Annotated in this window: 24 protein-coding genes; 14 read left to right on the top strand and 10 right to left on the bottom strand. The window is 58.9% G+C overall.

From position 1 onward, the window contains the following. Nucleotides 1-20: 20 nt before the first annotated feature. Entirely contained in the window at nucleotides 21-956 is a 936-nt protein-coding gene (gene znuA, locus CKW23_RS18315; RefSeq protein WP_025257810.1) for a zinc ABC transporter substrate-binding protein ZnuA, read from the top strand. 64 nt (nucleotides 957-1,020) lie between these two features. On the opposite strand, the gene CKW23_RS18310 is transcribed toward znuA, so the two are convergent. Then, nucleotides 1,021-1,971, bottom strand: coding sequence for a homoserine kinase (locus CKW23_RS18310; protein WP_025257809.1), 951 nt, complete (start codon nucleotides 1,969-1,971; stop codon nucleotides 1,021-1,023). Between the two features lie 37 nt (nucleotides 1,972-2,008). Continuing rightward, nucleotides 2,009-2,293, bottom strand: a complete 285-nt coding sequence (locus CKW23_RS18305; protein ID WP_025257808.1) for a DUF2782 domain-containing protein — start codon at nucleotides 2,291-2,293, stop codon at nucleotides 2,009-2,011. A gap of 74 nt (nucleotides 2,294-2,367) precedes the next feature. Between CKW23_RS18305 and polA the strand changes: the two genes are divergently transcribed. Continuing rightward, nucleotides 2,368-5,130, top strand: a complete 2,763-nt coding sequence (polA, locus tag CKW23_RS18300; protein WP_095068094.1) for a DNA polymerase I — start codon at nucleotides 2,368-2,370, stop codon at nucleotides 5,128-5,130. 206 nt (nucleotides 5,131-5,336) lie between these two features. Here the strand turns inward: polA and yihA are convergent, their stop codons facing one another. Next, a complete protein-coding gene (yihA, locus tag CKW23_RS18295; protein ID WP_025257806.1) occupies nucleotides 5,337-5,975 on the bottom strand; it encodes a ribosome biogenesis GTP-binding protein YihA/YsxC in 639 nt (212 codons plus the stop codon). A gap of 346 nt (nucleotides 5,976-6,321) precedes the next feature. Between yihA and CKW23_RS18290 the strand changes: the two genes are divergently transcribed. The 6 genes from CKW23_RS18290 to CKW23_RS18265 all read left to right on the top strand — a co-directional run bounded on the left by CKW23_RS18290 (nucleotide 6,322) and on the right by CKW23_RS18265 (nucleotide 13,247). Next, the gene (locus tag CKW23_RS18290) at nucleotides 6,322-6,936 is read left to right on the top strand and encodes a cytochrome c (protein WP_025257805.1); all 615 of its coding nucleotides are present in this window, start codon (nucleotides 6,322-6,324) and stop codon (nucleotides 6,934-6,936) included. A 185-nt stretch (nucleotides 6,937-7,121) separates the two neighbouring features. After that, the gene (locus tag CKW23_RS18285) at nucleotides 7,122-7,766 is read left to right on the top strand and encodes a thiol:disulfide interchange protein DsbA/DsbL (RefSeq protein WP_025257804.1); all 645 of its coding nucleotides are present in this window, start codon (nucleotides 7,122-7,124) and stop codon (nucleotides 7,764-7,766) included. A 12-nt stretch (nucleotides 7,767-7,778) separates the two neighbouring features. Next, a complete protein-coding gene (locus CKW23_RS18280) occupies nucleotides 7,779-8,654 on the top strand; it encodes an endonuclease/exonuclease/phosphatase family protein (RefSeq protein ID WP_025257803.1) in 876 nt (291 codons plus the stop codon). Then, complete coding sequence (locus CKW23_RS18275) at nucleotides 8,651-10,666, top strand: GGDEF domain-containing protein (RefSeq protein ID WP_095068093.1); 2,016 nt, start codon at nucleotides 8,651-8,653, stop codon at nucleotides 10,664-10,666. The genes CKW23_RS18280 and CKW23_RS18275 overlap by 4 nt, the downstream gene beginning before the upstream one ends. 96 nt (nucleotides 10,667-10,762) lie before the next feature. After that, nucleotides 10,763-11,542, top strand: coding sequence for an N-acetylmuramoyl-L-alanine amidase (locus tag CKW23_RS18270; protein ID WP_095068092.1), 780 nt, complete (start codon nucleotides 10,763-10,765; stop codon nucleotides 11,540-11,542). Between the two features lie 85 nt (nucleotides 11,543-11,627). Then, the gene (locus tag CKW23_RS18265) at nucleotides 11,628-13,247 is read left to right on the top strand and encodes an EAL domain-containing protein (protein WP_025257800.1); all 1,620 of its coding nucleotides are present in this window, start codon (nucleotides 11,628-11,630) and stop codon (nucleotides 13,245-13,247) included. 56 nt (nucleotides 13,248-13,303) lie between these two features. Here the strand turns inward: CKW23_RS18265 and CKW23_RS18260 are convergent, their stop codons facing one another. Continuing rightward, nucleotides 13,304-15,091 carry a KinB sensor domain-containing domain gene (locus CKW23_RS18260; RefSeq protein WP_025257799.1) on the bottom strand — a complete coding sequence of 596 codons (1,788 nt, stop codon included), beginning with the start codon at nucleotides 15,089-15,091 and terminating at the stop codon, nucleotides 13,304-13,306. A gap of 10 nt (nucleotides 15,092-15,101) precedes the next feature. Then, complete coding sequence (gene algB / locus CKW23_RS18255; protein ID WP_025257798.1) at nucleotides 15,102-16,448, bottom strand: sigma-54-dependent response regulator transcription factor AlgB; 1,347 nt, start codon at nucleotides 16,446-16,448, stop codon at nucleotides 15,102-15,104. A 422-nt stretch (nucleotides 16,449-16,870) separates the two neighbouring features. Here algB and CKW23_RS18250 point away from each other — a divergent pair, with 422 nt between their 5' ends. From CKW23_RS18250 to CKW23_RS18235, 4 genes are all read left to right on the top strand, one after another. After that, complete coding sequence (locus tag CKW23_RS18250; RefSeq protein ID WP_025257797.1) at nucleotides 16,871-17,155, top strand: hypothetical protein; 285 nt, start codon at nucleotides 16,871-16,873, stop codon at nucleotides 17,153-17,155. A gap of 58 nt (nucleotides 17,156-17,213) precedes the next feature. Beyond that, nucleotides 17,214-17,378, top strand: coding sequence for a DUF1328 domain-containing protein (locus CKW23_RS18245; RefSeq protein ID WP_025257796.1), 165 nt, complete (start codon nucleotides 17,214-17,216; stop codon nucleotides 17,376-17,378). A gap of 3 nt (nucleotides 17,379-17,381) precedes the next feature. Next, nucleotides 17,382-17,846: an inhibitor of vertebrate lysozyme family protein gene (locus CKW23_RS18240; RefSeq protein ID WP_095068091.1), complete on the top strand. Its 465-nt coding sequence runs from the start codon at nucleotides 17,382-17,384 to the stop codon at nucleotides 17,844-17,846. Nucleotides 17,847-18,008: 162 nt separating this feature from the next. Next, the gene (locus tag CKW23_RS18235; RefSeq protein WP_025257794.1) at nucleotides 18,009-19,577 is read left to right on the top strand and encodes a SulP family inorganic anion transporter; all 1,569 of its coding nucleotides are present in this window, start codon (nucleotides 18,009-18,011) and stop codon (nucleotides 19,575-19,577) included. Here CKW23_RS18235 and aroE read toward each other — a convergent pair. Both aroE and hemF read right to left on the bottom strand, forming a co-directional pair. Beyond that, nucleotides 19,574-20,398 carry a shikimate dehydrogenase gene (aroE, locus tag CKW23_RS18230; RefSeq protein ID WP_025257793.1) on the bottom strand — a complete coding sequence of 275 codons (825 nt, stop codon included), beginning with the start codon at nucleotides 20,396-20,398 and terminating at the stop codon, nucleotides 19,574-19,576. The genes CKW23_RS18235 and aroE overlap by 4 nt on opposite strands. 96 nt (nucleotides 20,399-20,494) lie before the next feature. Next, nucleotides 20,495-21,406, bottom strand: coding sequence for an oxygen-dependent coproporphyrinogen oxidase (hemF, locus tag CKW23_RS18225; protein WP_025257792.1), 912 nt, complete (start codon nucleotides 21,404-21,406; stop codon nucleotides 20,495-20,497). A gap of 169 nt (nucleotides 21,407-21,575) precedes the next feature. On the opposite strand from hemF, the gene CKW23_RS18220 reads away from it, so the two are divergent. Further along, the gene (locus CKW23_RS18220; protein ID WP_025257791.1) at nucleotides 21,576-22,553 is read left to right on the top strand and encodes an NADPH:quinone reductase; all 978 of its coding nucleotides are present in this window, start codon (nucleotides 21,576-21,578) and stop codon (nucleotides 22,551-22,553) included. Here CKW23_RS18220 and CKW23_RS18215 read toward each other — a convergent pair. The 3 genes from CKW23_RS18215 to CKW23_RS18205 all read right to left on the bottom strand — a co-directional run bounded on the left by CKW23_RS18215 (nucleotide 22,550) and on the right by CKW23_RS18205 (nucleotide 25,410). Next, complete coding sequence (locus tag CKW23_RS18215; protein ID WP_025257790.1) at nucleotides 22,550-23,107, bottom strand: L-threonylcarbamoyladenylate synthase; 558 nt, start codon at nucleotides 23,105-23,107, stop codon at nucleotides 22,550-22,552. The genes CKW23_RS18220 and CKW23_RS18215 overlap by 4 nt on opposite strands. Nucleotides 23,108-23,145: 38 nt before the next feature. Next, nucleotides 23,146-24,261: a DNA-processing protein DprA gene (gene dprA, locus CKW23_RS18210; protein WP_025257789.1), complete on the bottom strand. Its 1,116-nt coding sequence runs from the start codon at nucleotides 24,259-24,261 to the stop codon at nucleotides 23,146-23,148. Between the two features lie 123 nt (nucleotides 24,262-24,384). Continuing rightward, the gene (locus CKW23_RS18205) at nucleotides 24,385-25,410 is read right to left on the bottom strand and encodes a LysM peptidoglycan-binding domain-containing protein (protein ID WP_025257788.1); all 1,026 of its coding nucleotides are present in this window, start codon (nucleotides 25,408-25,410) and stop codon (nucleotides 24,385-24,387) included. Between the two features lie 129 nt (nucleotides 25,411-25,539). On the opposite strand from CKW23_RS18205, the gene def reads away from it, so the two are divergent. Next, nucleotides 25,540-26,046: a peptide deformylase gene (gene def / locus CKW23_RS18200; RefSeq protein ID WP_025257787.1), complete on the top strand. Its 507-nt coding sequence runs from the start codon at nucleotides 25,540-25,542 to the stop codon at nucleotides 26,044-26,046. Nucleotides 26,047-26,056 lie beyond the last annotated feature (10 nt).

The following is a 26,056-nucleotide window of genomic DNA, read 5'->3' as shown; positions in this document are numbered from 1 at the left end:
GTCTTATATGAGTGGTTCAAGTGCGCCGTCTTTTTAACCTTTTTGTCGTTTTGTCGGCCAGTTGGCTGGCTGCCGCCCCCGCCCAGGCCGAGGTTCGGGTCCTGACCAGCATCAAGCCATTGCAACTGATTGCGGCTGCCGTACAGGATGGCGTGGGTACACCTGAAGTACTTTTGCCGCCCGGCGCATCGCCGCATCACTATGCCTTGCGTCCATCCGACGTACGGCGTGTGAACGAGGTCGAACTGCTCTACTGGATCGGCCCGGACATGGAAAGCTTCCTGCCGCGTGTCATTCAGGGCCGCAAACTGCCAGCGGTTGCTGTGCAAAGTTTGCCCGGCATGCATTTGCGTCATTTCGAGGCTGACAATGCTTCACATGACGATCACGACCATAGTCATGGTGCAGACGAGCACGACCACGATCACCGGCCGGGCAGCCTGGACTCGCATTTGTGGCTGTCCTCGTTCAACGCCCGGGTGATTGCCGCGAAGATGGCTACCGACCTCGGCGCCGCCGATCCGGACAACGCCGCTCGCTACAAGAGCAATGCCGAAGCCTTCGCCAAGCGTCTCGATGCGCTGGATACCCGGATCAAAAGCCGCGTCAGCGCTGTGTCGGGCAAACCTTATTTCGTCTTCCATGAAGCCTTCGACTACTTCGAGGAGGCCTATGGGCTCAAGCACACCGGCGTGTTCAGCGTCGCAGCAGAGATCCAGCCCGGCGCCCAGCATGTCGCAGCCATGCGCGAGCGCTTGAAGGAAGTGGGCAAGACCTGTGTGTTCAGCGAGCCGCCATTGCGTCCGCGCCTCGCCGAAACCCTGACGGCGGGCTTGCCGGTGAAACTGGCTGAACTGGATGCACTGGGCGGCTACACACCGGCGACGGCTCAAGGTTATGAGCAGGTGTTGCAGAAGCTGGGTGATGATCTGGCGGGGTGCCTGGAAGGTTTGTAGCGCTTGCTTCGCGCATGAATTCGCTCCTTCGGCGTAGGAGCGAATTCATGCGCGAAAAACCTCTTTACAGCGCAAACGGCAACGGCAGATGAACATCCTGGCGCTGTGCCAGGCGCTTCTCGAACTCTGACGGATCATGGATCAGCACGTCTTGCCCGGCAAAGGACTCAGCCGCGATCAGGCGTGACAGCCAGAAACGCACACACCCCACGCGCAGCATGGTTGCCCAAAGTTTTGTTTCAGCAGCGGTGAACGGTCGCAAGGCCGCATAGGCGCCCAGCAGGGCTCTGGCGCGTACCGGGTCGATCTGGCCGTATTCATGGGAGCACCAGTCGTTCAACGCAATGGCCAGGTCATACAGCATCGGGCCGGAGCAGGCGTTGTAGAAGTCGATCAGCCCGGTCAGGTGCGTACCTTCAAACAGGGCATTGTCGCGGAACAGGTCGGCGTGCAGGTTGGCCCGAGGCAACGCCATGATCTGCGGCTTGAGCGCTTCGATCTCCTGCAAGGCCTTTTCCAGCAGTGTTCTTTGTGGCTCGCCCAGATGCGAAAGGAAGTTCGTGCCCTCGCTGAGCATCCAGTCTAGGCCGCGATCGGTCTTGCGCTCCAGAACATTGCCGCGCGTCGCCAGATGCAGATTGCCGAGCAGCTCGCCGATCTGCACGCAATGCTGGGTGTTGGGTTCACTGATGTGCTTGCCCGGCAGCCGCGGCTGCAGGAGCGCCGGTTTTTCCGCAAGTTCACGCAGCGCCTGACCATCGGTGGTGCGCAGGGCGTAAGGCACCGGCAAGTCGGCGTTGTGCAGCACGTCCAGCAGTTCGATGAAGAACGGCAAATCCTGAATAGGGCCACGCTCGACGAGGGTCAGGACGAACTCGCCCTGTTCCAGACTGATGAAGTAATTGGTGTTTTCACTACCTGCGGCAATGCCTTGAAAGTCGAGCAAACGGCCGAGCCCGTACGGGGCAAGAAATGTTTCCAGCTCGGGCCGAGCCAGTGGGGTAAAAACGGACATATCAGGACTGCCAGCAAAATTAAGTGAATTTAGGGTGTTACCAGCTGAATATTTCCCATTGAGGGATCAGCATGTCCGGTTGGTCCGAACGGATGAAATTGGGACTCGTACCATCGGCACGCACAAGAAAGTAAGGTTTTCCATTCTTGGGCGTGATTTTCACCGCATAAAGAAATCCGTTCTGACGGTACTCCTGAATGGTCTTGTCGCCGTCGGTGCGAATGGTAACGTCTGGAGCGTCCGCAGGAGAATCCTCGGCTGCAATCACCAGGGGACAAAATACCAACAGCCCAGCCAACAACAGTCGATTTGCCGTGCGCATGATAACCTTGTCCCTTTGTCGTCAATGGTCCTCGCATTCTAGCGCCGACCCCGCCGAAAAGGTTGATTCTGCTCATGAGCCAAGCGCCCCTCGTCCTGGTGGACGGTTCTTCTTACCTGTACCGCGCCTTTCATGCGCTGCCACCTCTCACCACGTCCAAAGGTTTGCCGACGGGGGCCGTCAAGGGCGTGCTGAACATGCTCAAGAGCCTGCGCCGGCAATACCCGAAAAGCCCCTTCGCGGTGGTTTTCGATGCCAAGGGCGGGACTTTCCGGGACGATCTGTTCGCCGAGTACAAAGCCAACCGCCCAAGCATGCCGGACGATCTGCGCGTCCAGGTCGACCTGTTGCATGCCTGCGTCAAAGGGCTGGGTTACCCGCTGCTGTGCGTGGAAGGTGTCGAGGCTGACGACGTGATCGGCACCCTGGCGCGCAGTAGCGCGGCGGCGGATCGGCCGGTGATCATCTCCACTGGCGACAAGGACATGGCGCAACTGGTCGACGGCCACATTACGCTGGTCAACACTATGACCGGTAGCGTGCTGGATGTCCCTGGCGTTAAAGAGAAATTCGGCGTCGGTCCTGAGCACATCATCGATTATCTGGCCCTGATGGGCGATAAAGTCGACAACATCCCCGGCGTTCCAGGCGTAGGCGAAAAAACGGCCGTGGGCCTGCTGGTGGGTGTGGGCGGTGGCTTGAAAGAGCTGTATGAAAACCTCGACTCGGTGGCGGGCATGGCCTTCCGGGGAGCCAAGACCCTGGCACCCAAGCTCGAAGAACATCGCGACATGGCGTTTCTGTCCTATGAGCTGGCGACCATCAAGGTCGATGTGCCGCTGGACATCACTCTCGACGAGTTGCAGGTCGGCGAGCCGGATCTGGAAAAGCTCACCGAGCTTTATACCGAGCTTGAATTCAAGAGCTGGCTTGAGGATCTGCAACGGCAAGCCAAGCGCGCCGGTGTGGAAATCGTCAAGGAAGAAGTCGCCTCCGAAATCGAGCTGCACTACGAAACCGTCCTCGATCAGGCCCGCTTCGACGTCTGGCTGGAAAAACTGCGCACCGCCAAACTGATCGCCTTCGATACCGAAACCACCGGGCTGGATGCGCAAAAGGCGCAACTGGTGGGCCTTTCCTTTGCGGTCAAGACCGGTGAAGCCGCCTATATTCCGCTGACCCACTCCTACATGGGCGTGCCGGACCAACTGGACCGCGACACCGTATTGCTGGCCCTCAAGCCGCTGCTGGAAGACCCGGCCATCCTGAAGGTCGGGCAGAACGCCAAGTTCGACATGAACATTCTGGCCAACTGCGCCATTGGTGGCGATCAGGAAAATGGCATTACCGTGCGAGGCGTTGCCTTCGACACCATGCTTGAGTCCTATGTGCTGAATTCCGTAGCCACTGCCCACAACATGGACAGCCTGGCGCTGAAGTATCTTGGTCACCAGACCACCAGCTTTGAAGACATCGCCGGTAAAGGCAAGAAGCAACTGACGTTCGACCAGATAGCTCTGGAGCAGGCCGGCCCTTATGCGGCTGAAGATGCAGACGTGACCTTGCGTCTGCACCAGACTCTTTTTGCAAAGCTGGAAGCCGAGCCTGCGCTGTCCCGCGTTCTGACCGAAATCGAAATGCCGCTGGTGCCTGTACTGGCGAAGATCGAACGCGAAGGCGCGAAAGTGGATGCCAATCTGCTCGGCATTCAAAGTGTCGAGTTGGGCAACACCATGGTCGAACTGGAGCGCCAGGCTTTTGTTCTGGTAGGCGAGGAGTTCAACCTGGGCTCCACGACCCAGCTCGGGAAAATCCTTTATGAAAAACTGAACCTGCCGATTCTTGGCAAAACGCCCACGGGCAAGCCTTCGACCTCGGAAGATGTGCTGGTCAAGCTGGCCGAGCAAGGCCATGAGCTTCCCACCTTGCTGTTGCAGTACCGCTCGATCAGCAAGCTGAAAAGCACCTACACCGACAGCCTGCCAGGGCAGATCAACCCGAGGACCGGTCGCGTTCACACGTCCTATAACCAGGCGGGCGCCGCAACGGGACGGTTCTCGTCCAGCGAACCCAACCTGCAGAACATCCCGGTGCGCACAGCAGAAGGGCGCAGGATTCGTCAGGCATTCGTTGCCCAGCCGGGTTACAAACTGCTGGCAGCGGACTATTCGCAGATCGAGTTGCGGATCATGGCGCACCTGGCCAGCGACGAAGGGTTGCTGGATGCTTTCCGCAATGGCCTGGACGTGCACCGTGCGACGGCGGCCGAGGTTTTCGGGGTCGAGCTGGATGAGGTCACCAACGATCAGCGCCGCAGCGCCAAAGCGATCAATTTCGGGCTGATCTACGGCATGGGCGCATCGGGCCTGGCTCGTCAGATCGGCGTCGATGGCAAGCAGGCCAAGGCGTATATCGAGCGTTACTTCGCTCGCTACCCTGGCGTGCGAGAGTACATGGAGCGCACTCGCGAGAAAGCCAAAGAGCAGGGCTATGTCGAAACATTCTTCGGGCGTCGCCTCTACCTTCCGGACATCAACTCCGACAACGGCATGAAACGCGCCGGGGCCGAGCGCACAGCGATCAACGCACCGATGCAAGGCACAGCCGCCGATATCATCAAGAAAGCCATGGTTGCAGTGAACAGCTGGCTGGAAGAGTCGGGCCTCGATGCCCGCGTCATCCTGCAGGTTCACGACGAACTGGTACTGGAAGTGCGCGAGGATCTGGTCGAGCAGATCAGCGAGCAGATTCGCCCGCATATGAGCGGCGCTGCGCAACTGGCCGTGCCGTTGCTGGTTGAAGTGGGCGTGGGCAACAACTGGGACGAGGCGCACTGATCGCCCTGCCTGCATGAACTTTTCGGCTGGCCGGGAACTTAACCGGCCAGCTGCGAGTCAGAGATTTCGACGGGTTGAGAAACCCGTCATGCTCCTAGTTGTGTTAAGTGTTGGCAGATATCCGGATCCCGCCCTAAGGGTCTGGACCTTGAACCCCGAACTTCCCCCCTCCCCATATGAAGTCCGGGGTTTTTTTTGCCTGCGATTTACCCTTCGGCAGGCGCTTTGTCTTCCAGCTCCATCCAGTCGGCCAGAACGGTATAGGCTTCTTCCAGGCCCATGCGCTTTGGTGCCGAGAACAGCTGGATGGTGACCGCTTCGCCCCAGCCCTTGCGGATCTGCGACTGAACCTTGAGCAGCGTGTTTTTGGCTGCGCCGTAGGTCAGTTTGTCAGCCTTGGTCAGCAGGACATGCATCGGCATCTGGCTGGCGATTGCCCAGTCCAGCATGAGGATGTCGAAGTCGGTCATTGGATGACGGATGTCCATCATCAGAATCAGGCCCTTCAGGCTTTCGCGGCTGCCCAGATAGGCTTCCAGGTGACGCTGCCAGTGTTGCTTGAGCGGGATCGGCACTTTGGCGTAGCCGTAGCCGGGCAGGTCCACCAGACGGCGGTCGTCATCAAGCTTGAAGAAGTTCAGCAGTTGCGTACGCCCCGGCGTTTTCGAGGTGCGCGCCAGGCTGGCGTGGGTCAGCGTATTGAGCGCGCTGGACTTGCCCGCGTTGGAACGCCCGGCAAACGCGACTTCATAGCCTTCGTCATCAGGGCACTGATCGACCTTGGCGGCGCTGAGCATGAAAGTGGACTGTTGGCACAGGCCGAGGATGGGGTTCTTGAGTTGCATGTGATTTCCGGTGAAGGCCTTGCCTGCAAGGGGTGCGGCAAGAGGTGTCGTTTCCGTTTGGATAGCGCGAGTATATAATGCCGCAAATTTTGTGTGTGAATTCCCCGGCAGCGGGGGAAGAACACCGAAGCGAGAACTAATATGCGCATTAGAACGCAGTCCGCTTTCAACCTGAAAGGTTTTTACTGCGCAAGAGGGTTTTGGAGCTCCTTTTGCCAGGATCGTAACAATGCCGCGCGTGAAATGTGCAAGGACCGCAGTAGTCAGCATTTGCGAACCATCATCCTGGAGATGAGCAAATCACCTGCTACCTAACTTTTCACCATTAGCCGATCTGGATTACCTGATGAACAAATTATTCGTGAGTCTGCTGTTGACGCTGGGCATCAGTGGGGCGACCCAGGCAGCCGACGTTACCGGCGATGCGGCTGCCGGTCAGGCAAAGGCAGCCGTGTGTGGCGCCTGTCATGGAACTGATGGCAACAGTCTGGCTCCCAACTTCCCGAAACTGGCAGGCCAGGGCCAGCGCTACCTGCTCAAGCAGTTGCACGAGATCAAGGATGGCAAGCGACCGGTACTGGAAATGACCGGATTGCTGACTCCGTTCAACGATCAGGACCTTGCGGACATCTCCGCCTATTACGCCAGCCAGAAAGGCAGCATCGGTGCAGCCGACGCCAGTCTGGTGGCCCGCGGCGAAGCACTGTTCCGCGGCGGCAAGCTGGATCAGGGCATGCCAGCCTGCACCGGCTGCCACTCACCTGACGGCACCGGCAATGCTCCGGCCGGTTATCCACATCTGGGTGGCCAGCACGCCGATTACATCAAGAAACAATTGACTGCATTCCGCGAAGGCGATCGGGTCAATGATGGTGACACCATGGTCATGCGCTCTATCGCGGCCAAGCTGAGCAACAAGGATATCGAGGCTCTGGCGCAATATATCCAGGGCCTGCACTGATCGATTCACAGGCATTCGTGCAAGCAATCTGCGGTTCAGACGTGACGTGCTTCATGACACATGCAAAAAGGGTGGCCCGGGCTGCCCTTTTTTTTGATCGCCAGCGTTACACTAAGAACTCACGCCTTGGTGGCTGGTCGAAAAACCGTCGCGTCAAGGCGACTCAATCTGCTCAGGAGTAAAGCATGCGTAATCTGATCATCAGCGCCGCTCTGGTTGCCGCCAGCCTGTTCGGTATGTCCGCCCAGGCTGCCGCACCCATCGAAGCTGGTAAGCAATATGTTGTATTGAACAGCGCTGTGCCTGTTTCCGAGCCAGGCAAGATCGAAGTAGTAGAGTTGTTCTGGTATGGCTGCCCGCATTGCTATGCATTCGAGCCGACCATCAACCCATGGGCTGAAAAACTGCCTGAGGACGTCAATTTCGTCCGTATCCCGGCAATGTTCGGCGGCGCCTGGGATGCCCACGGTCAACTGTTCATCACCCTGGACACCATGGGCGTAGAGCACAAGGTTCACGCGGCTGTATTCAACGCAATCCAGAAAGACCGCAAGCCGCTGACCAAGCCGGAAGACATGGCTGATTTCGTCGCCACACAGGGTATCGACAGAGCCAAGTTCCTCGAAACCTTCAACTCCTTCGCAGTGAAAGGCAAGATTGCCCAGTACAAGGAGCTGGCCAAGAAGTACGAAGTGACCGGCGTACCGACCATGATCGTTAACGGTAAATACCGTTTCGACCTGGGCAGCTCCGGTGGCCCGGAAGCGACCCTGGAAGTTGCTGACCAGCTGATCGCCAAAGAGCGAGCGGCCGCCAAGGCAAGCAAGTAAGAGCCGTTCGCCATGCGCCGCTGGGGCAAGGGCACGGAGCGAGTCGTTGGCCTGCATGATCCGCAGGTCAACGAACACCATCTGCTGCAAAGCGGACTGCCAGCCGATGGCCGGCTTCGGTTGCTCAGCTTCAACATCCAGGTCGGTATCAGCACCGAGCGTTACCGGCACTACCTGACACGCGGCTGGCAACATCTGCTGCCCCACGGTGGACGTGCGGGCAATCTGCAGAAGATCGGCGATCTTCTCAACGATTTCGATCTGGTGGCGTTGCAGGAAGCCGATGGCGGCAGCCTGCGTTCCGGCTTCATCAATCAGGTCGAACATCTGGCCCACCTCGGTTCCTTTCCCTACTGGTATCAGCAGCTCAATCGCAACCTGGGTCGTCTGGGCCAGCACAGCAATGGCGTGCTCAGCCGCCTGCGTCCCGGCAAGATCGAAGATCACCCATTGCCCGGACCTGCCGGACGCGGTGCCATTCTTGTCCGTTTCGGGGAAGGCGAGGACGCGCTGGTGGTGGTCATGATGCATCTGGCCCTTGGGCCACGCACTCGTGTACGGCAACTGGCCTATATCCGGGAACTGATTGGCGGTTATCGCCACCAGATCCTCATGGGCGACATGAACACCCATGCCAACGACTTGCTGGAACATTCGCCGCTGCGCGATCTTGGTCTTCTGGCCCCGCAAGTCGAGGCAACCTTTCCCAGCTGGCGGCCACAGCGCTGCCTCGATCATATTCTGCTCAGCCCGACACTGACGCTCGAACGTGTTCAGGTACTGGCCCAACCCATTTCCGATCACCTGCCCGTTGCTGTAGAGATTCGCCTGCCTGCTTCGCTGTGTGGGGACTCGCTACCCGTGCTTTCTGGTGGACCCCTTGAATGAGCGAAGAAGCCGAGCGCTGGAAAGAGAAGTATCTCAAGGGTATCGAGCAGCAGGACAGACTGGCGGAACGCTGGAACGCCCGGCTCGACTTGCTGCGCCGAGGTCTGGTCCGCAGTAGTCTCGCGGCGGAAGGTACCGACCGCTCTGTCGACGAATGCATGAAGGAAATGCGCGAAATCGTGCGCAAGGACGACATGGATGCGGGCTTGGCCGCTCTGATACCGCGCCTTGAAAAGGCAGTGCTGGACTCTGAGCAACGTCGTGAAGTGCGGGTCGGGCAGATCAGCAGCGCCTTGAATGCGCTGGTAACCCAACTGCAATCCTTGCCGCTGCCCCGCGAGGTACGCAAACCCCTCAAGCGTTTTGCCAAGGATCTTGAGGACCGCGCCGCCCAGGCTCGGGAATTGCCGTTGCTGCTGAGCGAACTCAGCGGTTTGCAAGGCAAGGCGCTGACCTTGCTTGAAAAGCACGAAGAAGGCCCTCGCCCCGGAATCCTGCAACGCCTGTTCGGCACCCGCGAAGAACATGGCGAGGCGGCCCATGGCCCCGAAAGCGCTCAGCTCGTTCATCCGTCTGTACCTGCCTCTGCCGAGCCGGAGCATGAAGACGTTAACGAGGTCCCTGAGCCCGCCCCCGCGCCAGTACCAAAAATCGAGATTGCCCCCCCCAAAGCCGAGGCAAAGACAGAGACTCCCGCTCCCGCACCTGTGGTTGAGCCCGTCGCTGAAGCGCCAAAGCCGGTTGAGGTGGTAGCCGCCGCTCCCGCCCCAGTCGAAAAAACGGTTCCCGCACCGGTGCCGGCTCCGCCGCAAGACTTGCTGACGCCAACGCCCACCGTGCCTTACGAGTATGTTCCCATCGAACAAGCCTCCGTCGAGAGCGACAGCGAAGATGAGCCAGCGCTTGATGAGGAAGAAACCAGCGAGGGTGATCCCAACTATTCCCTGCCTTACTCCCCGGAGCCGAGCTACAGCTCGGTGGCGACCCATATCGAAGAAACCTTGCTGGGGCTGCTCAAGGACCTGACCTTGTCAGAGCACCATCGCCCGCAAGTCGAAGACATGCAGTTACGCCTCAAACACGGGCTCAACTGGTATGAACTGCTGCCGATCCTCGACGATCTGGCCGTTCTGATGCTGGCGATCAATAACGGTGGCCAGCAGGAATTCGGGACGTATCTCAAGCAACTCAACGAGCGGCTGGAGTCGTTCCAGAGCCATCTGCAGGCCGCCAGCGAAGATCATGCAGAAAACCAGTCCACCGCTCGCGATCTCAACGAGCAGTTGCGCGAACAGGTGGGTGGCTTGCAGAGCAGCGTCCAGGACGCCTCCGACCTGCCCAGCCTCAAGCAGGTACTGGATAAGCGACTGGAAGGCCTGCTCAGCACGATGGATCACTATCAGCGCAAACGTGATGACCGCGAGCAGGAGGTCGCCTCGCGACTGCAAGGCCTCGCCGCCCGTGTCGCCAGCATGGAGCAGGAAGCCCTGGGTTTCCGAAGTCACCTTGAAGAGCAACGCCAGAAAGCCCTGATCGACCCGTTGACCAGCCTGCCCAACCGTGCGGCATGGGGCGAGCGTCTGGAGCAGGAAATCGCACAATGGCAACAGGACAAGAACAGCCTGTTGGTGTGCATGCTGGATCTGGATCACTTCAAGCGGATCAACGACGGCTACGGGCATCTGGCCGGTGACAAGGTGCTGAAGATCGTAGCCAGCGTCCTGAAAAAACGCATCCGCCCTACAGACTTCCTGGCCCGCTTCGGCGGCGAAGAGTTCGTCATGCTCATGCCTGCCACCCACGTCTCGACAGCCCTGACGCTGCTCGATGAACTGCGGGCTGCGGTCGAACTGTGCCCGTTTCACTTCAAGGGCGAACGGGTAACGATCACAGTATCCATGGGCGTAACCGCCTTGCGCACCGGCGAGCGCAGCGATATCGCGCTCAAACGGGCCGATCAGGCGCTGTATCGGGCCAAGGAAAACGGCAGGAATTGCGTCGAACAGGGCTGACTGAAACATCTGGAATCCATCGACGTTTCACAGATGAAGCAATTCGGTCGCATTTTGTTATGATGTTGCATTTGCTGCCGACGTATCCTGACTGCCATGAAGCTGTTCTTCCCTGCATTCCTCCTTCTGGTCCTGACTGCCTGTTCCAGCGGGCCAAAACTCGATACCAGCCATCCTTCGGTCAATCATGACGGCCGTGTTCAGTACGTCATCATGCACTACACCTCCGCCTCGCTTGAGCGCTCGCTGGAGTTGTTGACCCATGGCGAAGTCAGCAGCCATTACCTGATCGGCGATGACAACCCGGCAACGATCTACAAGCTGGTCGATGAAAGTGCCCGCGCCTGGCATGCCGGCGAGAGTGAATGGGAAGGCCGTACCTGGCTCAACTCCAGCTCGATCGGCATCGAGATCGTCAACCCCGGCTACACCGATACGCCCACGGGACGCCTCTGGTATCCGTACACCGAAAGCCAGGTCCAGTCGATCATCGTGCTGCTCAAGGACATCATCAAGCGCAACAATATCGACCCCCGGCACATCATCGGACACAGCGATATCGCCCCGATGCGCAAGCTGGACCCGGGCCCGCTGTTCCCCTGGAAACGACTGGCTCATGAAGGTATCGGCATCTGGCCAGACGAACGGCAGGTCGCTCAGCGTCAGGCGCAGATGATGGATAACCTGCCCAGCATCATCTGGTTCCAGGAACAATTGGCACGCCTGGGTTACACCACGCCGCAGACCGGCGAGCTGGACACCGCTACACGCAACGTTCTGGCTGCTTTCCAGATGCATTACCGTCCGGCGCGTTTCGACGGGCAACCCGATATCCAGAGCGCAGCCATCCTGAAGGTGCTCAACCGGGTCGACTAAATCTGGCTTCAGGGCTGCATTCTTTACCAAGCTATTTGCGCGCTTGTTGCTATACCTGATGGATATTCCATGCGGATATCCACCGATGCTCATCGCGCAAACGCGCTTTCGCATTCACCTTTCCCACCCTTGGCTGCTGGCGTTGCTGGCGGCCTTGTTGAGCGCGGCTGTCTTTTTATTCGGCAGTTTCGGGCTGGCCATGCATCAGGCGCGACAAAACGAAAGCCTGCAGATGAACGCTCAGGGCGAGCGCTTCCTGGTGCGACTGGAGCAGCTTTTCGGTCAACTGAGAGCCGGGCTGGATCAACTGGAGCAGCAACCGCTGAGGCGATGCAGCCCGGAGATGGTCGGGCGCTTGCGCGAGGTCATTTCCAGCCACCGCTTCATTTATGAAGCCGCGTATGTGGGAGACGCACGCACCTGCTCCAGTTGGCCACGGCCCAAGGTGCTCAGCGAACCACGGGAGCCCGACATTCGCGGCCCGACCTACGATTACTGGCTCAACACCTCGACCCAGCCGGACGATAATCTGGCGGCACTGGTATTAGGCCGTGGCGATTTTCGGATATCGACTTCACGGGGACATCTGACGGATGTGGTGGATCTTCCGGCGGGCGGCAGTCTGCTGGTGGTACTCGATAACGGCACCCGGGCGATACCGGTGCTGGGACCGGCGCAAGCCTGGCCGCCCGTGAAAGACTGGTTGCCGGACAGCAACACCACGCTGATCACGACAGCGAACCAACTGATCTACCGCATGCCCACCCAGAGCCCGGAATATCAACTGGTGCTGATAACCCCGCGCACCGACTTGCAGGTAAAGATCACCGGAGCCTGGAGGTTGCTGGTGCCCGCCAGCCTGTTAATGTCTTTATGCATCGCGGCGCTGGTCCTGCAATTGATGCAGCAGCGCAAATCCCTGGGGGCCGAGTTATCGGGGGCGTTGCGGCGCGAGGAATTGAAAGTCCTCTATCAACCCATCTTCAACCTTGAAACCGGCTTGTGTGTGGGTGCCGAAGCGCTGGTGCGCTGGCGCAGGCCGGACGGCACACTGACCAGCCCGGACCTGTTCATCCCGCTGGCTGAAAACACCGGGCAGATCCGCCAAATCACCGACTTTGTCTTGCAGCAGTCGCTGGAAAAACTCGGACCGCTATTGCGCGCCAACCCGCATCTGTACGTTTCGGTGAACCTGGCAGCCTGCGATGTCATCGCCCCGCGTATTGGTCGCGTAACGGCCAGATTGCTGGCCCAGCACAAGGTGGCTGCCCGACAGATCGCGTTCGAGGTGACCGAGCGCGGCCTGATCGATGTGGTCGTGGCGCGCAACCACCTGCAAATGCTGCGCGACCGCGGCCATCAGATCCTGATCGATGACTTCGGCACCGGCTATTGCAGCCTGGCCTACCTGCAAACCTTGCCGGTGGACTGCCTGAAAATCGACAAGGCCTTCATTGATGCATTAGGCCACGACGCCGCCAGCAGCGGTGTGGCGCCCCATATCATCCGCATGGCCCACGCCCTGCAATTGCGGGTGATCGCCGAAGGCATAGAGTTTGAATCCCAGGCCCACCTGCTCAGGAGCGAAGGCGTCGTCTACGGCCAGGGCTGGCTATTCGCCCGCCCTCTGACCGCCACCCGATTCTGCGAACTGGTCACCGGCGGTCGAAGAGGGACGGGGCGGCGCAAAGATGATGTGGCGTGAGGGCAGCAAGCCAGGTTTTTGCGTTTCCGATCCCGGAGTAGGAGAACAGTTACCCGTCACAGAGGCAACGCCATGTAAAACTGCGTCCCCTGCCCAGGTCGTGAGTAGACGCCCATTCGCCCACCGTGCAGTTGCACGATTTCCTTGCACAGCGCCAGGCCGAGACCGGCGCCTCCTTTCTTGCGGCCTACCTGCACGAACGGTTCAAAGATTCTTCCTTGTTGCCCGTAAGGAATACCTTCGCCGTTGTCTTCAATGCTGATGATTGCACGCTCGCCATGACGGCGGGCCTGCAGGCGGATCAAGCCGCTTTCAGGGGTGTGACGCAGTGCGTTGTCCAGCAGGTTATCCAGCACCCGCTCCAGCTGCGCCTGATCGGCATGCAAATGGGAGACGGGCTCCTGAATGTCCAGCATCAGAGTGATGTCGCGCAACCTGGCCTGTTCCTCGAAGCGGCCTCTGGCTTCTTCGAGCAGGTTTTTGATTGAGCAAGGAGCCAGCTTGAGTTTCTGCAATCCGTTCTGGTAACGCGAGAAATTCAGCAGGTCGTTGATCAGTTGCATCAGGCGCTGCATTTCTTCGGTGATGGTATTGAGCAAGTCCGCTTCGCGGGACTCTGCCGCAAAATGCAGACGCTCCTGCAACAACCCGAAGGCCATGTGGATACCGGTCACCGGTGTGCGCAGTTCATGAGAAGCGCGCAGGACGAACTCGCTGCGCACCCGCTCGAACGCCCGTTGCTCGGTCACATCACGCAGCACCATCACGGCACCGAGAATGTGGCCTTTGGTATGGCTGACGGGTGTCAGGCTGTAGGTCAGCAGCCTGGATTCGCCATCGATATCGATACCCAGGTCTTCCGGCGCATGCTCCAGAGTCCCGCCACGCAGGATCAGGAATAACTGTTCATCCAGTTCTGGATGCTCCAGCGCTTCACCCAGACCACGCCCGAGACGACTCTCGTCCCAGCCGAGCTGGCGCTGAGCTACAGGGTTCAAATGCTCCAGACGGCCTTGGCGATCGATCATCAGCAGGCCGTCGTCGATGCTGTCGAGCACCGCTTGCAGACGCTGCTGGCCAGCAAGCAACTCATCGACATTGGTGGCCTGATGCTGACGCAAAGCCTCGGCCATGAGGCCGAAACGTCGGGTCAGCAGGTTCATTTCGGCTGCCGAAGAGATCGGCAGCGTCACTTCATAGTTGCCCTGGCCGATATTATCGGCCGCCTTGGCCAAGGCCTCGATGGGAGCGCCAAAGCGATGGGCAATGCCATGGGCAGTGATGAATCCGACGCACAGCACCGCGATGCCTACCAACCCAAGCAACCCGGCAATCCACAGCGCACGCTCCCGGGAATAGGCTTCGGCAGTGCTGATGTTCTGCAGGGCCTCGCCATGGGTATCCAGCAAGTCGTTGCGCAAGGCGTCGAAGCTGTCCCGCAGCTCCGGATTTTCATGCATTGCACGCGTGTCGTCCGCGAAGCGCTGAGAGGCCTCGATGAAACGCTGATAGTACCGGCTCGTATTCTCGAAGCGACCCTGCACCATGTTTTGCGCATCACGCTCGATGCCTTCGGCCAGCAACGTGTGAAACTCATCCTGATAGGTCTTCAGCACGCGCTTGTCAGGCGACGGGCTGATCATTATCACCAGTTGATCACCAAGGTTCTGCCGCAGCTTCAGGCCCAGCTCGAGGTTGCTGATATTGCCCTGGATCAGCGCTTCCTGACTCTTGGCCATTTGCATGACACTGACCAGACCCAGCAGCAGCCCCAGCAACGCAACCGTCATCAACGCCGAAATGCTAAGGAACAGGCGGGTACGTAACTTCATTGCCAGTTTCATACAGAACAACTCATAAGTTGTACTGCTTACGCTTGCGATAAAGCGTCGAAGAGTCGATGCCCAGAGTCTTCGCGGCCTGATCGAGCGTGTCGCTGGTAGCCAGGACCGCACCGATATGAGCCTTTTCCAGCTCATCCAGGCTCAAGGCAGCGCCCACGCGAGGCGCGTTGTTGGTCGGGACTTCGGCCATGCCCAAATGGCTGACTTCGACACGCTCCTGCGGGCAGATGATGCTGGCGCGCTCGATGACGTTACGCAGTTCACGGATATTGCCGGGCCAGCGGTAGTTGAGCAGTGCCGCACGGGCTTCGTCGCTGAACCCGCGAGCCGGTCGGGCGTAATCCTTGACGAAGCGCGCCAGGAAGCGGTCAGCCAGCGTCAGAATGTCTTCGCTTCGCTCACGCAGCGCCGGAAGGTGAAGGGTGATCACGTTCAGGCGATACAGCAGATCCTCACGGAAGCGCCCGCTGCGCACCATGTCTTCCAGGTTCAGGTTGGTGGCCGCCAGAATCCGTACATCGGCACGCCGCGTGACCGGGTCGCCGACGCGCTCGTATTCCTTGTCCTGAATAAAGCGAAGCAACTTGGGTTGTAACGTGAGTGGAAAATCGCCGATTTCATCAAGAAACAGCGTGCCGCCATCCGCCTGATTGACACGACCCAAGGTACTTTCGCTGGCGCCGGTAAAGGCTCCACGACTGTGACCGAACAGTTCGCTTTCCATCAGTTCGGCAGTCAGGGAAGGGCAGTTGATGGTGACGCAGGACTTCTTGGCCCGCTTGCTCCAGCCATGAATGGCGCGAGCCAGTTCACCTTTACCGGTACCGGATTCGCCCAGGATCAGGATGTTGGCGTCGGTCACGGCAACCTGCCGAGCCGTTTCCAGAATGGCCATCATCGACGGGCTGTGTGAGTCCAGGCCGTCCTTGGGTTTGCGTATCTCACCCTCCAACGCTTCCAGACGGGCAGACAACTGCCGGACTTCCAGCTGTTTGGCAGTGGCAAGACGCAGTTGGTCCGGGCTGCAAGGCTTGACCAGATAATCGGCGGCACCGGCCTGAATGGCATCGACCGCGGTATCGACCGCCGAATGGGCCGTGACGATCACTACGCGCATCCATGGCGCCTGAATACGCATCTGCGCCAGGACATCCAGCCCGTTGTCCTCGCCCAGACGCAAGTCCAGAAAGCACAGGTCGAACACCTGGCGCTGCATCAAGGTGTCGGCCTGGGCTGCGCTGTTGGCAGTGGCGACACTGTAACCCTCATCTTCCAGACAATACCGGAACGTGCGAAGGATGGCGGACTCGTCGTCCACTAGCAGAATACGGCCCTGATTCTCAGTGGCTGTCTCCATTTTTCCTACGCTCCTAAGTAAATGATCTTGGTTAGTGTCGGAATCATCGGGCAAGTTGCATGGTTGATTCTGATTGATTCTGTGACATGCATGTTAGCTATCTGTTCGAGCCTTGGCTAACCACCTGATTTTCCTGACGATATTTATTCCGCCTGTCATGGTTCGCAACCATGACCTCCCGATGCCACGGATTTATAGGTTTGAACAGGCTTTCAGGCATTCGTGCAGAACGCACGACCGCAGGGGGTCGATCGTGCAGCTTGCTGGCCGGAACTTTTTCGAGAATATCTCAAGCCTTTGATTTTATTGAGATTATTAAAAAATCAAAAAATGGCATGCAGCCTGCAATATCCCTTTCATCCAAGGCCTGACCTTATGGCCAACCACATTCACCACACCGTTCAGGTAAAGGGAGTTTAAGGATGAACAGCCAGCATATTGCTCATTTGCGTATTTCATCCTTGCACATCCAACAAGGCCTTTTTCTGCTGCTGGCCTTGCTCGTTACCCTGATTGCGGTCCAGCAATTCCAGAGCTGGGATCAGTCGCGTGAAGCGGCCCAGACCCAACAGAAAATCATCAAGATCAGCATGTCGCATCAGAGCCTGACGCGCACTGCACAGATCAATGGACTCGGAACCCAGCCGGTAGAGGGTCTGGTGTCTGCAAACGAAGAAGTAGTAACGCCGCAAAAATGGATCTTCTGATCCGGAAAAACCGAACGAAACGTTCCAAATTCAAATAGCTGTAAAAAGGAGTATCACCATGCTGAGTTGGGCTATCACGTTCTTGATCATCGCCATTGTCGCTGCCGTCCTGGGCTTCGGTGGTATCGCAGGCACTGCAACAGGTATCGCCAAGATTCTGTTCATCGTGTTCCTGGTCATGTTCGTCGTATCTTTCTTCTTCGGACGCCGTGGACGAGGCTGAGTAATGGGCAAATCCTTGCAATCACTGGCCGCCGCCCTGTTGATGGGCGGCAGTGCCATGGCAGTAGCCGCCAATGACGGTCAGGCTCGTGTCAATGAGCTGTTGAGTTCTGCGCCCGAGTACCGCCAGACGTGGACCAAGGTTGTACAGAAAGAGGAACGGTTGCCCGAATGGGTCATCAACCTGTCCGGTACTTCCGAACAGATGACAGCCGTCACCGAAGACGGGGACCCTTACCTCGTCGGCCCTCTGTGCGAAACCGCAGAAACCTGTCGCAGCAAACGCCTCATCGTGTCGTTCAGCCTCGATAAGGAAGATGCCTACGCCATGCTGGTCGAAGTGCCTGCCGGACTCCCGGCCGACAAATCGCCTACCCGGCATGCGACCTACCGTTTCCTGGGCAAACCGGATGAAGGCATGCAGCAATTGCTGAAAGAGCAATTGAGCAAAGACCCGAACTGGTACTGATTCCCCCTGACATCTCTTCAGGATCAGGCATGCGGACACACTCGCGCATGCCTGATCTCCCGTATCCCTCGACTTCTTCAGATGATACTGGCTGCGCTGCGAGTGCATAAGCGCCGTCTTGCCGTGTAACCTTGGCTGCCGCAACCAATCGACGAGGGTTTCATGGGTTGGTTCAACCGTCATAAATTCCTGCCTTTTCTCGCCTGGCTGCCCGGACAGACCCGCGCCAGCGTTGGCCGTGATGCATTGGTCGGGTTGAGTGGTGCCGTTCTGGCACTGCCACAATCCATCGCTTACGCGCTGATCGCCGGTCTTCCCCCGGAATATGGCTTGTACGCCGCCATCGTGCCGGTACTGATCGCCTGTCTGTGGGGTTCTTCGTGGCATTTGATCTGCGGGCCGACAGCCGCCATTTCCATCGTGCTGTATGCCAGCATCAGCCCTTTGGCGGTTCCGGCCAGTCAGGATTACATCACCCTCATCCTGTTACTGACGTTCATTGCCGGAGCATTTCAGTTGCTGCTGGGCATGATGCGCTTCGGCGCGCTGGTGAATTTCGTCTCGCATTCCGTGGTGCTGGGTTTCACGCTGGGTGCGGCCATCGTGATTGCCTTGGGGCAGATACCGAATCTGACCGGGATCGACCTGCCCAGCCAGAACACCGCCCTCAACAGCCTGACGGCGGTCCTCGAACACAGCCAGGAAATAGACAAGCCCTCGCTGATTCTCGGTCTGCTGACTCTGGCGCTGGGCATTACCCTGAAATATCTCGTGCCGCGCTGGCCGACGCTATTGATCGCGCTGGTGTCGAGCAGCCTGCTGGCCTGGCTGTGGCCTGCGATGTTTGGCCATGTGAAGGTGGTCAAGGCTTTCGTGGGACAGTTACCGCCTTTCAGCCCGCTGCCGCTGGACCTGGAGTTGATCCTCAAACTGCTGCCCACCGCAGTAGCCATAGGCATGCTCGGGCTGGTAAACAGCCTGTCAATTGCCCGTTCGCTGTCGGCGCGCTCTCAACAGTTGATCAATGCCAACCAGGAAGTCCGCGCCCAGGGCCTGTCGAACATGGTTGGCTCACTGTTTTCCGGCTACATGTCTGCAGGTTCCTTTACCCGCGCCGCCTTGAGTTATGAAGCCGGTGCACGCTCGCCTTTGGCGGGTGTATTTTCGGCGCTGTGGGTCATGCTGTTCGCCATTGTGGGCGCGTCATTGATTGCCCACATTCCGATTCCGGGCATGGCGGCCTCGATTCTGCTGATCTGCTGGGGGCTGGTGGATCATCGCGGTATCGCGGCGTTGTTCAGGGTCAGCCGTTCAGAGTTCTTCGTGATGGCGCTGACTTGTGTCGCAACCCTGCTGCTGGAGTTGCAGACCGCAATCTACGCGGGCGTGCTGGCTTCACTGTTCTTCTACCTCAAGCGCACGTCGCAGCCCAAGGTGCAGCAGTGGCGCGAAGGTGACGAAGACATCATGCGCGTCGGCGGGTCGATTTTCTTCGGCGCCAGTCACTACCTGCAAACCCGCCTGCAACGCACGGAAGGCAAGCACGTGGTGATCGACGCCCAGCACATCAACTTCATCGACTATTCGGGCGTGGAAATGCTGCACCAGGAGGCACGACGCCTGCTCAAACAGGACCGAACGCTGACTTTACGCCGCGCCCGGCAGCAGGTCGTCGAAGAATTGCAGAAGCTGGAAGGCGCGGACAAGTGCCCGATCCTGTTCGAGGATTAGGCGCTCGCCAACTGCCGCCGCATTTCGGCCAGGACCTGCGTGGAATCCGGCCGCACGCCGCGCCATAGCAGGAAGGCTTCGGCAGCCTGTTCCACAAGCATACCCAGGCCATCCACAGCCTGGGCTGCGCCGTGTTCGCTCGCCCAGCGACAGAAGGCGGTCGGCTCCTTGCCGTACATCATGTCGTAGCAGAAGGTATGACCCGACTGGATCAGGCTGGGGGCAATCGGCGGCAACTCGCCCGAGAGGCTGGCGGAGGTGGCGTTGATAATCAGGTCGACCGATTCTTCCAGCCAGTCGTAACCGCTGGCGAATACCGGACCGAGGTCGGTAAAGAGCTGAGCCAGGTTTTCGGCTTTTTCCACTGTCCGATTGGCAATCACCAGTGCAGCAGGTTTCTGCGCGAGCAACGGTTCCAGAGCCCCCCGAACAGCGCCACCGGCACCGAGCAGCAGGATACGCTGGCCTTGCAGGCTGACACCGTAATTGACCGTCAGATCACGCACCAGCCCGGCGCCATCGGTGTTATCCCCCAATAACGTGCCATCGGCCTGCTTGCTCAAGGTATTCACGGCACCTGCGCGCCGGGCACGTTGGGTCAGGCTGTCAGCCAGGCGATAAGCTTCTTCCTTGAACGGCACCGTCACATTGGCTCCGCGACCAGTCTGGAAAAAATTCCGGGCGAAGGCCGTGAAGTCATCCAGTGGCGCCAGCGCGGTTTGGTAATCCAGTTGCTGCTCTGTCTGCCTGGCGAACAGGCTGTGGATCAATGGCGACTTGCTGTGGCCGATGGGATTACCGAATACGACGTACTGGTCCATTTGTGTTCCTGTTGATGTGTTTATCGCCCGGTGCAGGTCTGTGTAGGAACGCATTCATTCGCGGATAAATCCGCTCCCACAAAAATCAGGGCTATGTCATTCAGCCAGCCAGTCCCGATCCTGCAGGAAGTACTCGGTCAGGCGAGCTTCTTCGCTGCCCGGCGCAGCCTTCCAGTCATAACCCCAACGCACTTGCGGGGGCAGGGACATCAGGATCGATTCGGTACGGCCACCCGATTGCAGGCCAAACAGCGTGCCGCGGTCATAGACGAGGTTGAACTCGACATAACGGCCACGTCTGAATTCCTGAAACTCGCGCTGTTGCACGGTATAAGCCGTGGCCTTGCGACGACGCACAATCGGCAGGTAGGCGTTGATGTAGGCATCACCGATGGCGCGCATGAAAGCGAAGCTGGTGTCGAAATCCCAGTGATTCACATCGTCGAAAAACAGGCCTCCAACCCCGCGTGGCTCGTTGCGATGCTTGATGTGGAAATAGCTGTCACACCAGGCTTTGTAACGGGGATAGACGTCATCGCCAAACGGCGCGCAGGCGCGCTCGGCAACCCGGTGCCAGTGAACGCAATCCTCTTCGACGCCATAGTAAGGCGTCAGGTCGAAACCGCCACCGAACCACCAGACCGGCTCTTCGCCTTCTTTTTCTGCGATGAAGAACCGCACGTTGGCGTGGGAAGTCGGCACATGGGGGTTGTGCGGATGAATCACCAGTGAAACACCCAGGGCCTCGAAGCCGCGCCCGGCCAGTTCGGGCCGGTGAGCACTGGCCGACGGCGGCAGGTTGCTGCCAAAGACGTGGGAAAAGTTGACGCCGCCCTTTTCAATGACAGAGCCGTTTTCGATGACCCGCGTTCGACCACCGCCACCTGCAGGACGTGTCCAGGCATCTTCGACAAAGTGTGCGCTGCCGTCTTCGAGCTCCAGGGCCGTGCAGATTCGGTCTTGCAGATCCAGCAGGTAGGCTTTTACGGCCTCGGTACGGGTAGTCATAGTTGATCCCTGATGCTGACTTCAAACGGCTGAGCCCCCCGAATGCCAAGGGGTACAGGCAAATTGGCGCGTAGCATACCACTGGCCGACCTGCCTTCGCAGTTGACGAGAATCACTTGAAGGAGTCCGATAGCCTATCTGACGATTCGTTTCAGCATGGAGATAGCAAATGGCAAAGCGTATCCAGTTCAGCACTGTCGGAGGACCCGAAGTTCTTGAATATGTCGACTTCGAGCCGGCCCAACCCGGCCCGCAAGAGGTCGTGGTTCGCAACAAGGCCATTGGCCTGAATTTTATCGATACCTATTACCGCAGCGGCCTTTATCCGGCACCCTCGCTTCCTTCGGGGCTTGGCACGGAAGGCGCGGGCATTGTCGAGGCCATCGGCAACGAAGTGACGCGCTTTCAGGTGGGCGACCGTGTGGCTTATGGCACAGGCCCGCTGGGCGGCTACAGCGAGTTGCATGTACTGCCCGAGGCCAATCTGGTGAAGCTGCCCGATTCCATCAGCTTCGAGCAGGCGGCAGCCGTCATGCTCAAAGGCCTGACAGTGCAATACCTGCTGCGCCAGACTTATCTGGTCAAACCCGGCGAAACCTTTCTGTTCCACGCTGCTGCCGGTGGCGTAGGTTCGCTGGCCTGCCAATGGGCGAAAGCTCTGGGAGCAAACCTGATCGGCACCGTCAGCTCACCGGAAAAGGCCGAGCACGCCAAAGCCCTGGGTGCGTGGGAAACCATCGACTATAGCCATGAAAACGTGGCCAGCCGGGTACTGGAACTGACCGAAGGCAAGAAGTGCCCGGTGGTCTACGACGGCGTCGGCCAGGACACGTGGCTGACCTCCCTCGACTGCGTGGCACCTCGCGGTCTGCTGGTCAGCTTCGGCAATGCCTCCGGTCCGGTTTCAGGCGTGAATCTGGGGATTCTGGCGCAGAAGGGTTCGCTTTACGTGACCCGCCCGACCCTGGGCAGCTACGCCAACAACGCGCAGAACCTGCAAGCGATGGCCGATGACCTGTTCAACATGCTCGCCAGCGGCAAGATCAAGCTCAACGATATCCAGCAATACGCCCTGAAGGACGCCGCCCAGGCGCAGATCGAACTGTCGGCACGGCGCACCACGGGATCGACGATTCTGATTCCTTAACCGGGTCGCACCACCTGGCCGGTCTCGATATCTCGAATGACACTGGGGTTTCGGCGACCGCCCAGGCTGCCGCCGAGCACCAGATCGATCTGCCCACGGAAATATTGCTCCACGCGAAGACGCGTGCGGGCAGCGGGGCGACCGGCAGGGTTGGCAGAGGTGGAAATCAGGGGGCCGACCAGAGCACACAGCTCACGCACGGTCGGGTGATCGGTCACGCGCAGGGCCACGGTTTCATGCACACCGGTGATCCACTCGGGCAGCAGGTTCTGATGCGGCACCAGCCAGGTGTTGGGACCCGGCCAGGTGCTGGCCATGCGGTCGATCCACTGCTCGGGGAAGTCCTCGAACAGAAAGTCGAACTGACGGATGTTGTCGGCGATGAGAATCAGCCCTTTATCCACAGGCCGCGATTTGATCGCCAGCAGACGATAAACCGCTTCTTCATCCCACGGATCGCAACCAAGTCCCCAGACTGCCTCGGTTGGATAGGCAATCACCGCTCCGGCACGAATATCTCGAGCGGCTTGCTGCACACGCCAACTGCTGACCATTGATGTATCTCCGCTAAATCTTGCCGGGCAGTTTAACCTCAGGGTGCCCGTGCGAACCATCGTCCGGCTTCATTGCTGATCATTCCGTTCAGTTCCAGTTCGGTCAGGGCTGCAAGCACCCGAGGCAACGGCCATTCACTGGCCGCTGCAAGTGCCTCGCTGGTATGCGGCGCAGCATGCAGGATCTTCAGCAAGGGGTGTTTTGAAGAAGAGGCCGGTTGCTCTGGTTTGGAAGCCTCGGGTGCCAGGCGATGCCAGTGCTGCAGCGCTTCGAGAATATGGTCAACGGTTTCCACCAGCACCGCGCCATCGCGGATCAGCTGATGACAACCACGGGCACCGGGATGATGGATGGAGCCGGGAATGGCATAGACCTCTCGACCATACTCGGCCGCCAGTCGCGCCGTAATCAACGAACCACTGCCCACACTGGCCTCCACCACCAGCACACCCAGAGACAGCCCGCTGATGATCCGGTTGCGGCGCGGGAAGTTGCTGGCCTGTGGTCCGGCATCCAGCGGAAACTCGGAAATCACCGCGCTGCCCTGGGCAATCATCTGCGCGGCCAGGTGTCGATGGCGCTGTGGATAAAGTTTTTCGAGCCCCGTGCCCAGCACGCCGATTGTGGCTCCGCCAACGTCAAGGGCACCCTGATGCGCAGCACCGTCGATTCCCAACGCCAGACCGCTGGTGATGACAAAACCGGCACCCGCCAGGCTTCGGGCAAAAGCTGCGGCGATGTCCATTCCCGGCTTCGAGGCACGACGACTGCCAACCATTCCCAACTGAGGTCGCTCAAGAATCGAAGGGTTGCCAGCGATGAATAACAGAGGCGGTGGGTCGGCGATTTCAGCAAGCAGTGCCGGGTAGCCAGGGTCGTCCCACATCAATAAATGCTGGTCCTCATGCTCAAGCCAAGCCATTGCGGCACTGGCTCCGTCACGCACCAGCGGGTCGCGCCGGGCTTCGGCACAGGCCGTCGGCAGCCCCAATGCGCGCCATGCACTGGCAGGTGCAGAGAGGGCAGCCGAAGCGGAACCGAAGGCATCGATGAGTCTGGAAAAGCGCTTGGGCCCTACCTCCGGCAAGCGATGCAAACGCAGACGCGCTTCCAGTTCGGCAGGCGAAGGAACAGCTTTTTCAAACAGCGGCATAAGATCGTCCTTGATCCATAACCCACTTCAGAAGGTGGGCAAACCTGTGGATAACTCTGTTGACAACAATTTGATAAGTGAAAAGTCCGGTGGAAAAACCTGTATCAGGCCTGAGACAGAGCCTCAGGGGTTACGGACCTTGTCCATAATGGCCAAAGATCGGTTCGCGTGCAGGACCAAGGCGTAACTGAGCTTTTCATAAGTGCGGAAAACCATCAGCAGCCCGGAGCGCTCGTCGGGAATTTTCACCTGCTCGCCGGTCACCCGGTCGCGGACCGTTTCGCCGGTCTTGAAAATCGCCAGCACATTGCCTTCGACCAGACCGTCACGTCGGCCTTTGTTGAGCGTCACCACGTCGTAGACGCCGACCTGGGTCACGCCTCGGGGCACATCGAGAATCAGACCTTCGATGGCGTTCTGTGGCGAGCTGGGCAGGAACGTCGAATTGATTGCCCGCTCTTCACTGGTGAACAGGCGGTCGCCCAGACGCACTTCCTGGGTAGAGCGCTGCAACAACAGGGTAGAAACATCACCTTCGGTGGCAACGACCTCACCGCCGCCGATATCGTCGGCATTGATGCCCAGCACTTCCTTGGTAGCCGGATCGGTATAGACCTTGCCTTGGCGGAAGATCCCGTAGCTCATCTGATCAGGGTCCAGATTGCCGCGCACATAAATGCGGTCGCCTCCGCCGCTGAGTACGCGTTCGGCATTGCCTGCAACGATGTAAGGGGCTTTGTTGAACTGGTCGGTGTCGTCGACGATACGGTTACTGATCAGGAACGCATTGATGGCGCCCAGCGGAATGCTCGGGATCGCTTCGATCGTCGGCGTGCTGCGCACACGCGGTGACAATTTGATGGTGCCGCGGGATTCGGCGCGGTTGAGCACCACACGAGGCTGACCATCGATGTAGATCAGCGAAAGCGAGTCGCCGGGATAGATGAGGTCGGGATCGCGCACCTGGGGATTGGCTCGCCATAGCTCGCGCCATTTCCATGGTTCGCGCAAGAATTTGCCGGAAATATCCCAAAGTGTGTCACCGGCAACGACGGTATAACTCTGCGGGTGGCCTTCCTTGAGTTGCACTTGCGCCTGAGCAAGACCGCTGGCAGTCAAAAGCAGCAGGGCGAGTAGTGATTTCCTCATGCGGTGAATCCCTTTATCATGTTGTCTCGCGTAAACATAAGTCCCATCAGTCTCATATAGCTGTCTGCTTTGACGTTTCAAGCCTGGCAGCCGATTTTGACTTTACCCTACAGTGCAGCCCTTACGTATATGGCCATTCTAAACATTCTCGAATTTCCCGATTCGCGCCTGCGCACCATCGCCAAACCTGTGGCGATAGTAGACGACGGCATACGCCAGTTGGTCGACGACATGTTTGAAACCATGTACGAGGCCCCAGGCATCGGTCTGGCAGCGACCCAGGTCAACGTCCACAAGCGCGTGGTCGTGATGGACCTGAGCGAAGATCGCTCCGAGCCTCGCGTCTTCATCAACCCCGAAATCGAAATGCTGACCGAAGACATGGATCAGTATCAGGAAGGCTGCCTCTCGGTGCCCGGGTTCTATGAAAACGTCGACCGCCCCGTAAAGGTTCGTATCAAGGCTCTGGACCGTGACGGCAAGCCTTACGAACTGGTTGCCGAAGGTTTGCTCGCCGTCTGCATCCAGCATGAATGCGATCACCTGAACGGCAAGCTGTTCGTCGACTACCTCTCCAATCTGAAGCGTGACCGGATCAAGAAAAAGCTGGAAAAACAGCACAGACAGAACGCTTGATCCATCACCC

It is taken from the genome of Pseudomonas sp. Irchel 3A18, assembly GCF_900187465.1.
GTDB lineage: Bacteria > Pseudomonadota > Gammaproteobacteria > Pseudomonadales > Pseudomonadaceae > Aquipseudomonas > Aquipseudomonas cichorii.
Note: the sequence above shows the minus strand (reverse complement) of the source record. Positions and strands in the feature narration are given on the sequence as shown.

Coding starts and splice junctions, on each gene's coding strand:
- CKW23_RS18215 (WP_025257790.1), bottom strand. CDS start 23,107: ATGGTCAGCAGTTGGCGTGTGCAGCAAGCCGCTCGAGATATTCGTGCC.
- CKW23_RS18280 (WP_025257803.1), top strand. CDS start 7,779: ATGCGCCGCTGGGGCAAGGGCACGGAGCGAGTCGTTGGCCTGCATGAT.
- yihA (WP_025257806.1), bottom strand. CDS start 5,975: ATGCAACTCAAGAACCCCATCCTCGGCCTGTGCCAACAGTCCACTTTC.
- aroE (WP_025257793.1), bottom strand. CDS start 20,398: ATGGACCAGTACGTCGTATTCGGTAATCCCATCGGCCACAGCAAGTCG.
- CKW23_RS18285 (WP_025257804.1), top strand. CDS start 7,122: ATGCGTAATCTGATCATCAGCGCCGCTCTGGTTGCCGCCAGCCTGTTC.
- CKW23_RS18290 (WP_025257805.1), top strand. CDS start 6,322: ATGAACAAATTATTCGTGAGTCTGCTGTTGACGCTGGGCATCAGTGGG.
- algB (WP_025257798.1), bottom strand. CDS start 16,448: ATGGAGACAGCCACTGAGAATCAGGGCCGTATTCTGCTAGTGGACGAC.
- dprA (WP_025257789.1), bottom strand. CDS start 24,261: ATGCCGCTGTTTGAAAAAGCTGTTCCTTCGCCTGCCGAACTGGAAGCG.
- CKW23_RS18260 (WP_025257799.1), bottom strand. CDS start 15,091: ATGAAACTGGCAATGAAGTTACGTACCCGCCTGTTCCTTAGCATTTCG.
- CKW23_RS18205 (WP_025257788.1), bottom strand. CDS start 25,410: ATGAGGAAATCACTACTCGCCCTGCTGCTTTTGACTGCCAGCGGTCTT.
- CKW23_RS18275 (WP_095068093.1), top strand. CDS start 8,651: ATGAGCGAAGAAGCCGAGCGCTGGAAAGAGAAGTATCTCAAGGGTATC.
- CKW23_RS18240 (WP_095068091.1), top strand. CDS start 17,382: ATGGGCAAATCCTTGCAATCACTGGCCGCCGCCCTGTTGATGGGCGGC.
- CKW23_RS18310 (WP_025257809.1), bottom strand. CDS start 1,971: ATGTCCGTTTTTACCCCACTGGCTCGGCCCGAGCTGGAAACATTTCTT.
- polA (WP_095068094.1), top strand. CDS start 2,368: ATGAGCCAAGCGCCCCTCGTCCTGGTGGACGGTTCTTCTTACCTGTAC.
- hemF (WP_025257792.1), bottom strand. CDS start 21,406: ATGACTACCCGTACCGAGGCCGTAAAAGCCTACCTGCTGGATCTGCAA.
- CKW23_RS18220 (WP_025257791.1), top strand. CDS start 21,576: ATGGCAAAGCGTATCCAGTTCAGCACTGTCGGAGGACCCGAAGTTCTT.
- CKW23_RS18270 (WP_095068092.1), top strand. CDS start 10,763: ATGAAGCTGTTCTTCCCTGCATTCCTCCTTCTGGTCCTGACTGCCTGT.
- def (WP_025257787.1), top strand. CDS start 25,540: ATGGCCATTCTAAACATTCTCGAATTTCCCGATTCGCGCCTGCGCACC.
- CKW23_RS18265 (WP_025257800.1), top strand. CDS start 11,628: ATGCTCATCGCGCAAACGCGCTTTCGCATTCACCTTTCCCACCCTTGG.
- CKW23_RS18305 (WP_025257808.1), bottom strand. CDS start 2,293: ATGCGCACGGCAAATCGACTGTTGTTGGCTGGGCTGTTGGTATTTTGT.
- CKW23_RS18250 (WP_025257797.1), top strand. CDS start 16,871: ATGAACAGCCAGCATATTGCTCATTTGCGTATTTCATCCTTGCACATC.
- CKW23_RS18245 (WP_025257796.1), top strand. CDS start 17,214: ATGCTGAGTTGGGCTATCACGTTCTTGATCATCGCCATTGTCGCTGCC.
- CKW23_RS18235 (WP_025257794.1), top strand. CDS start 18,009: ATGGGTTGGTTCAACCGTCATAAATTCCTGCCTTTTCTCGCCTGGCTG.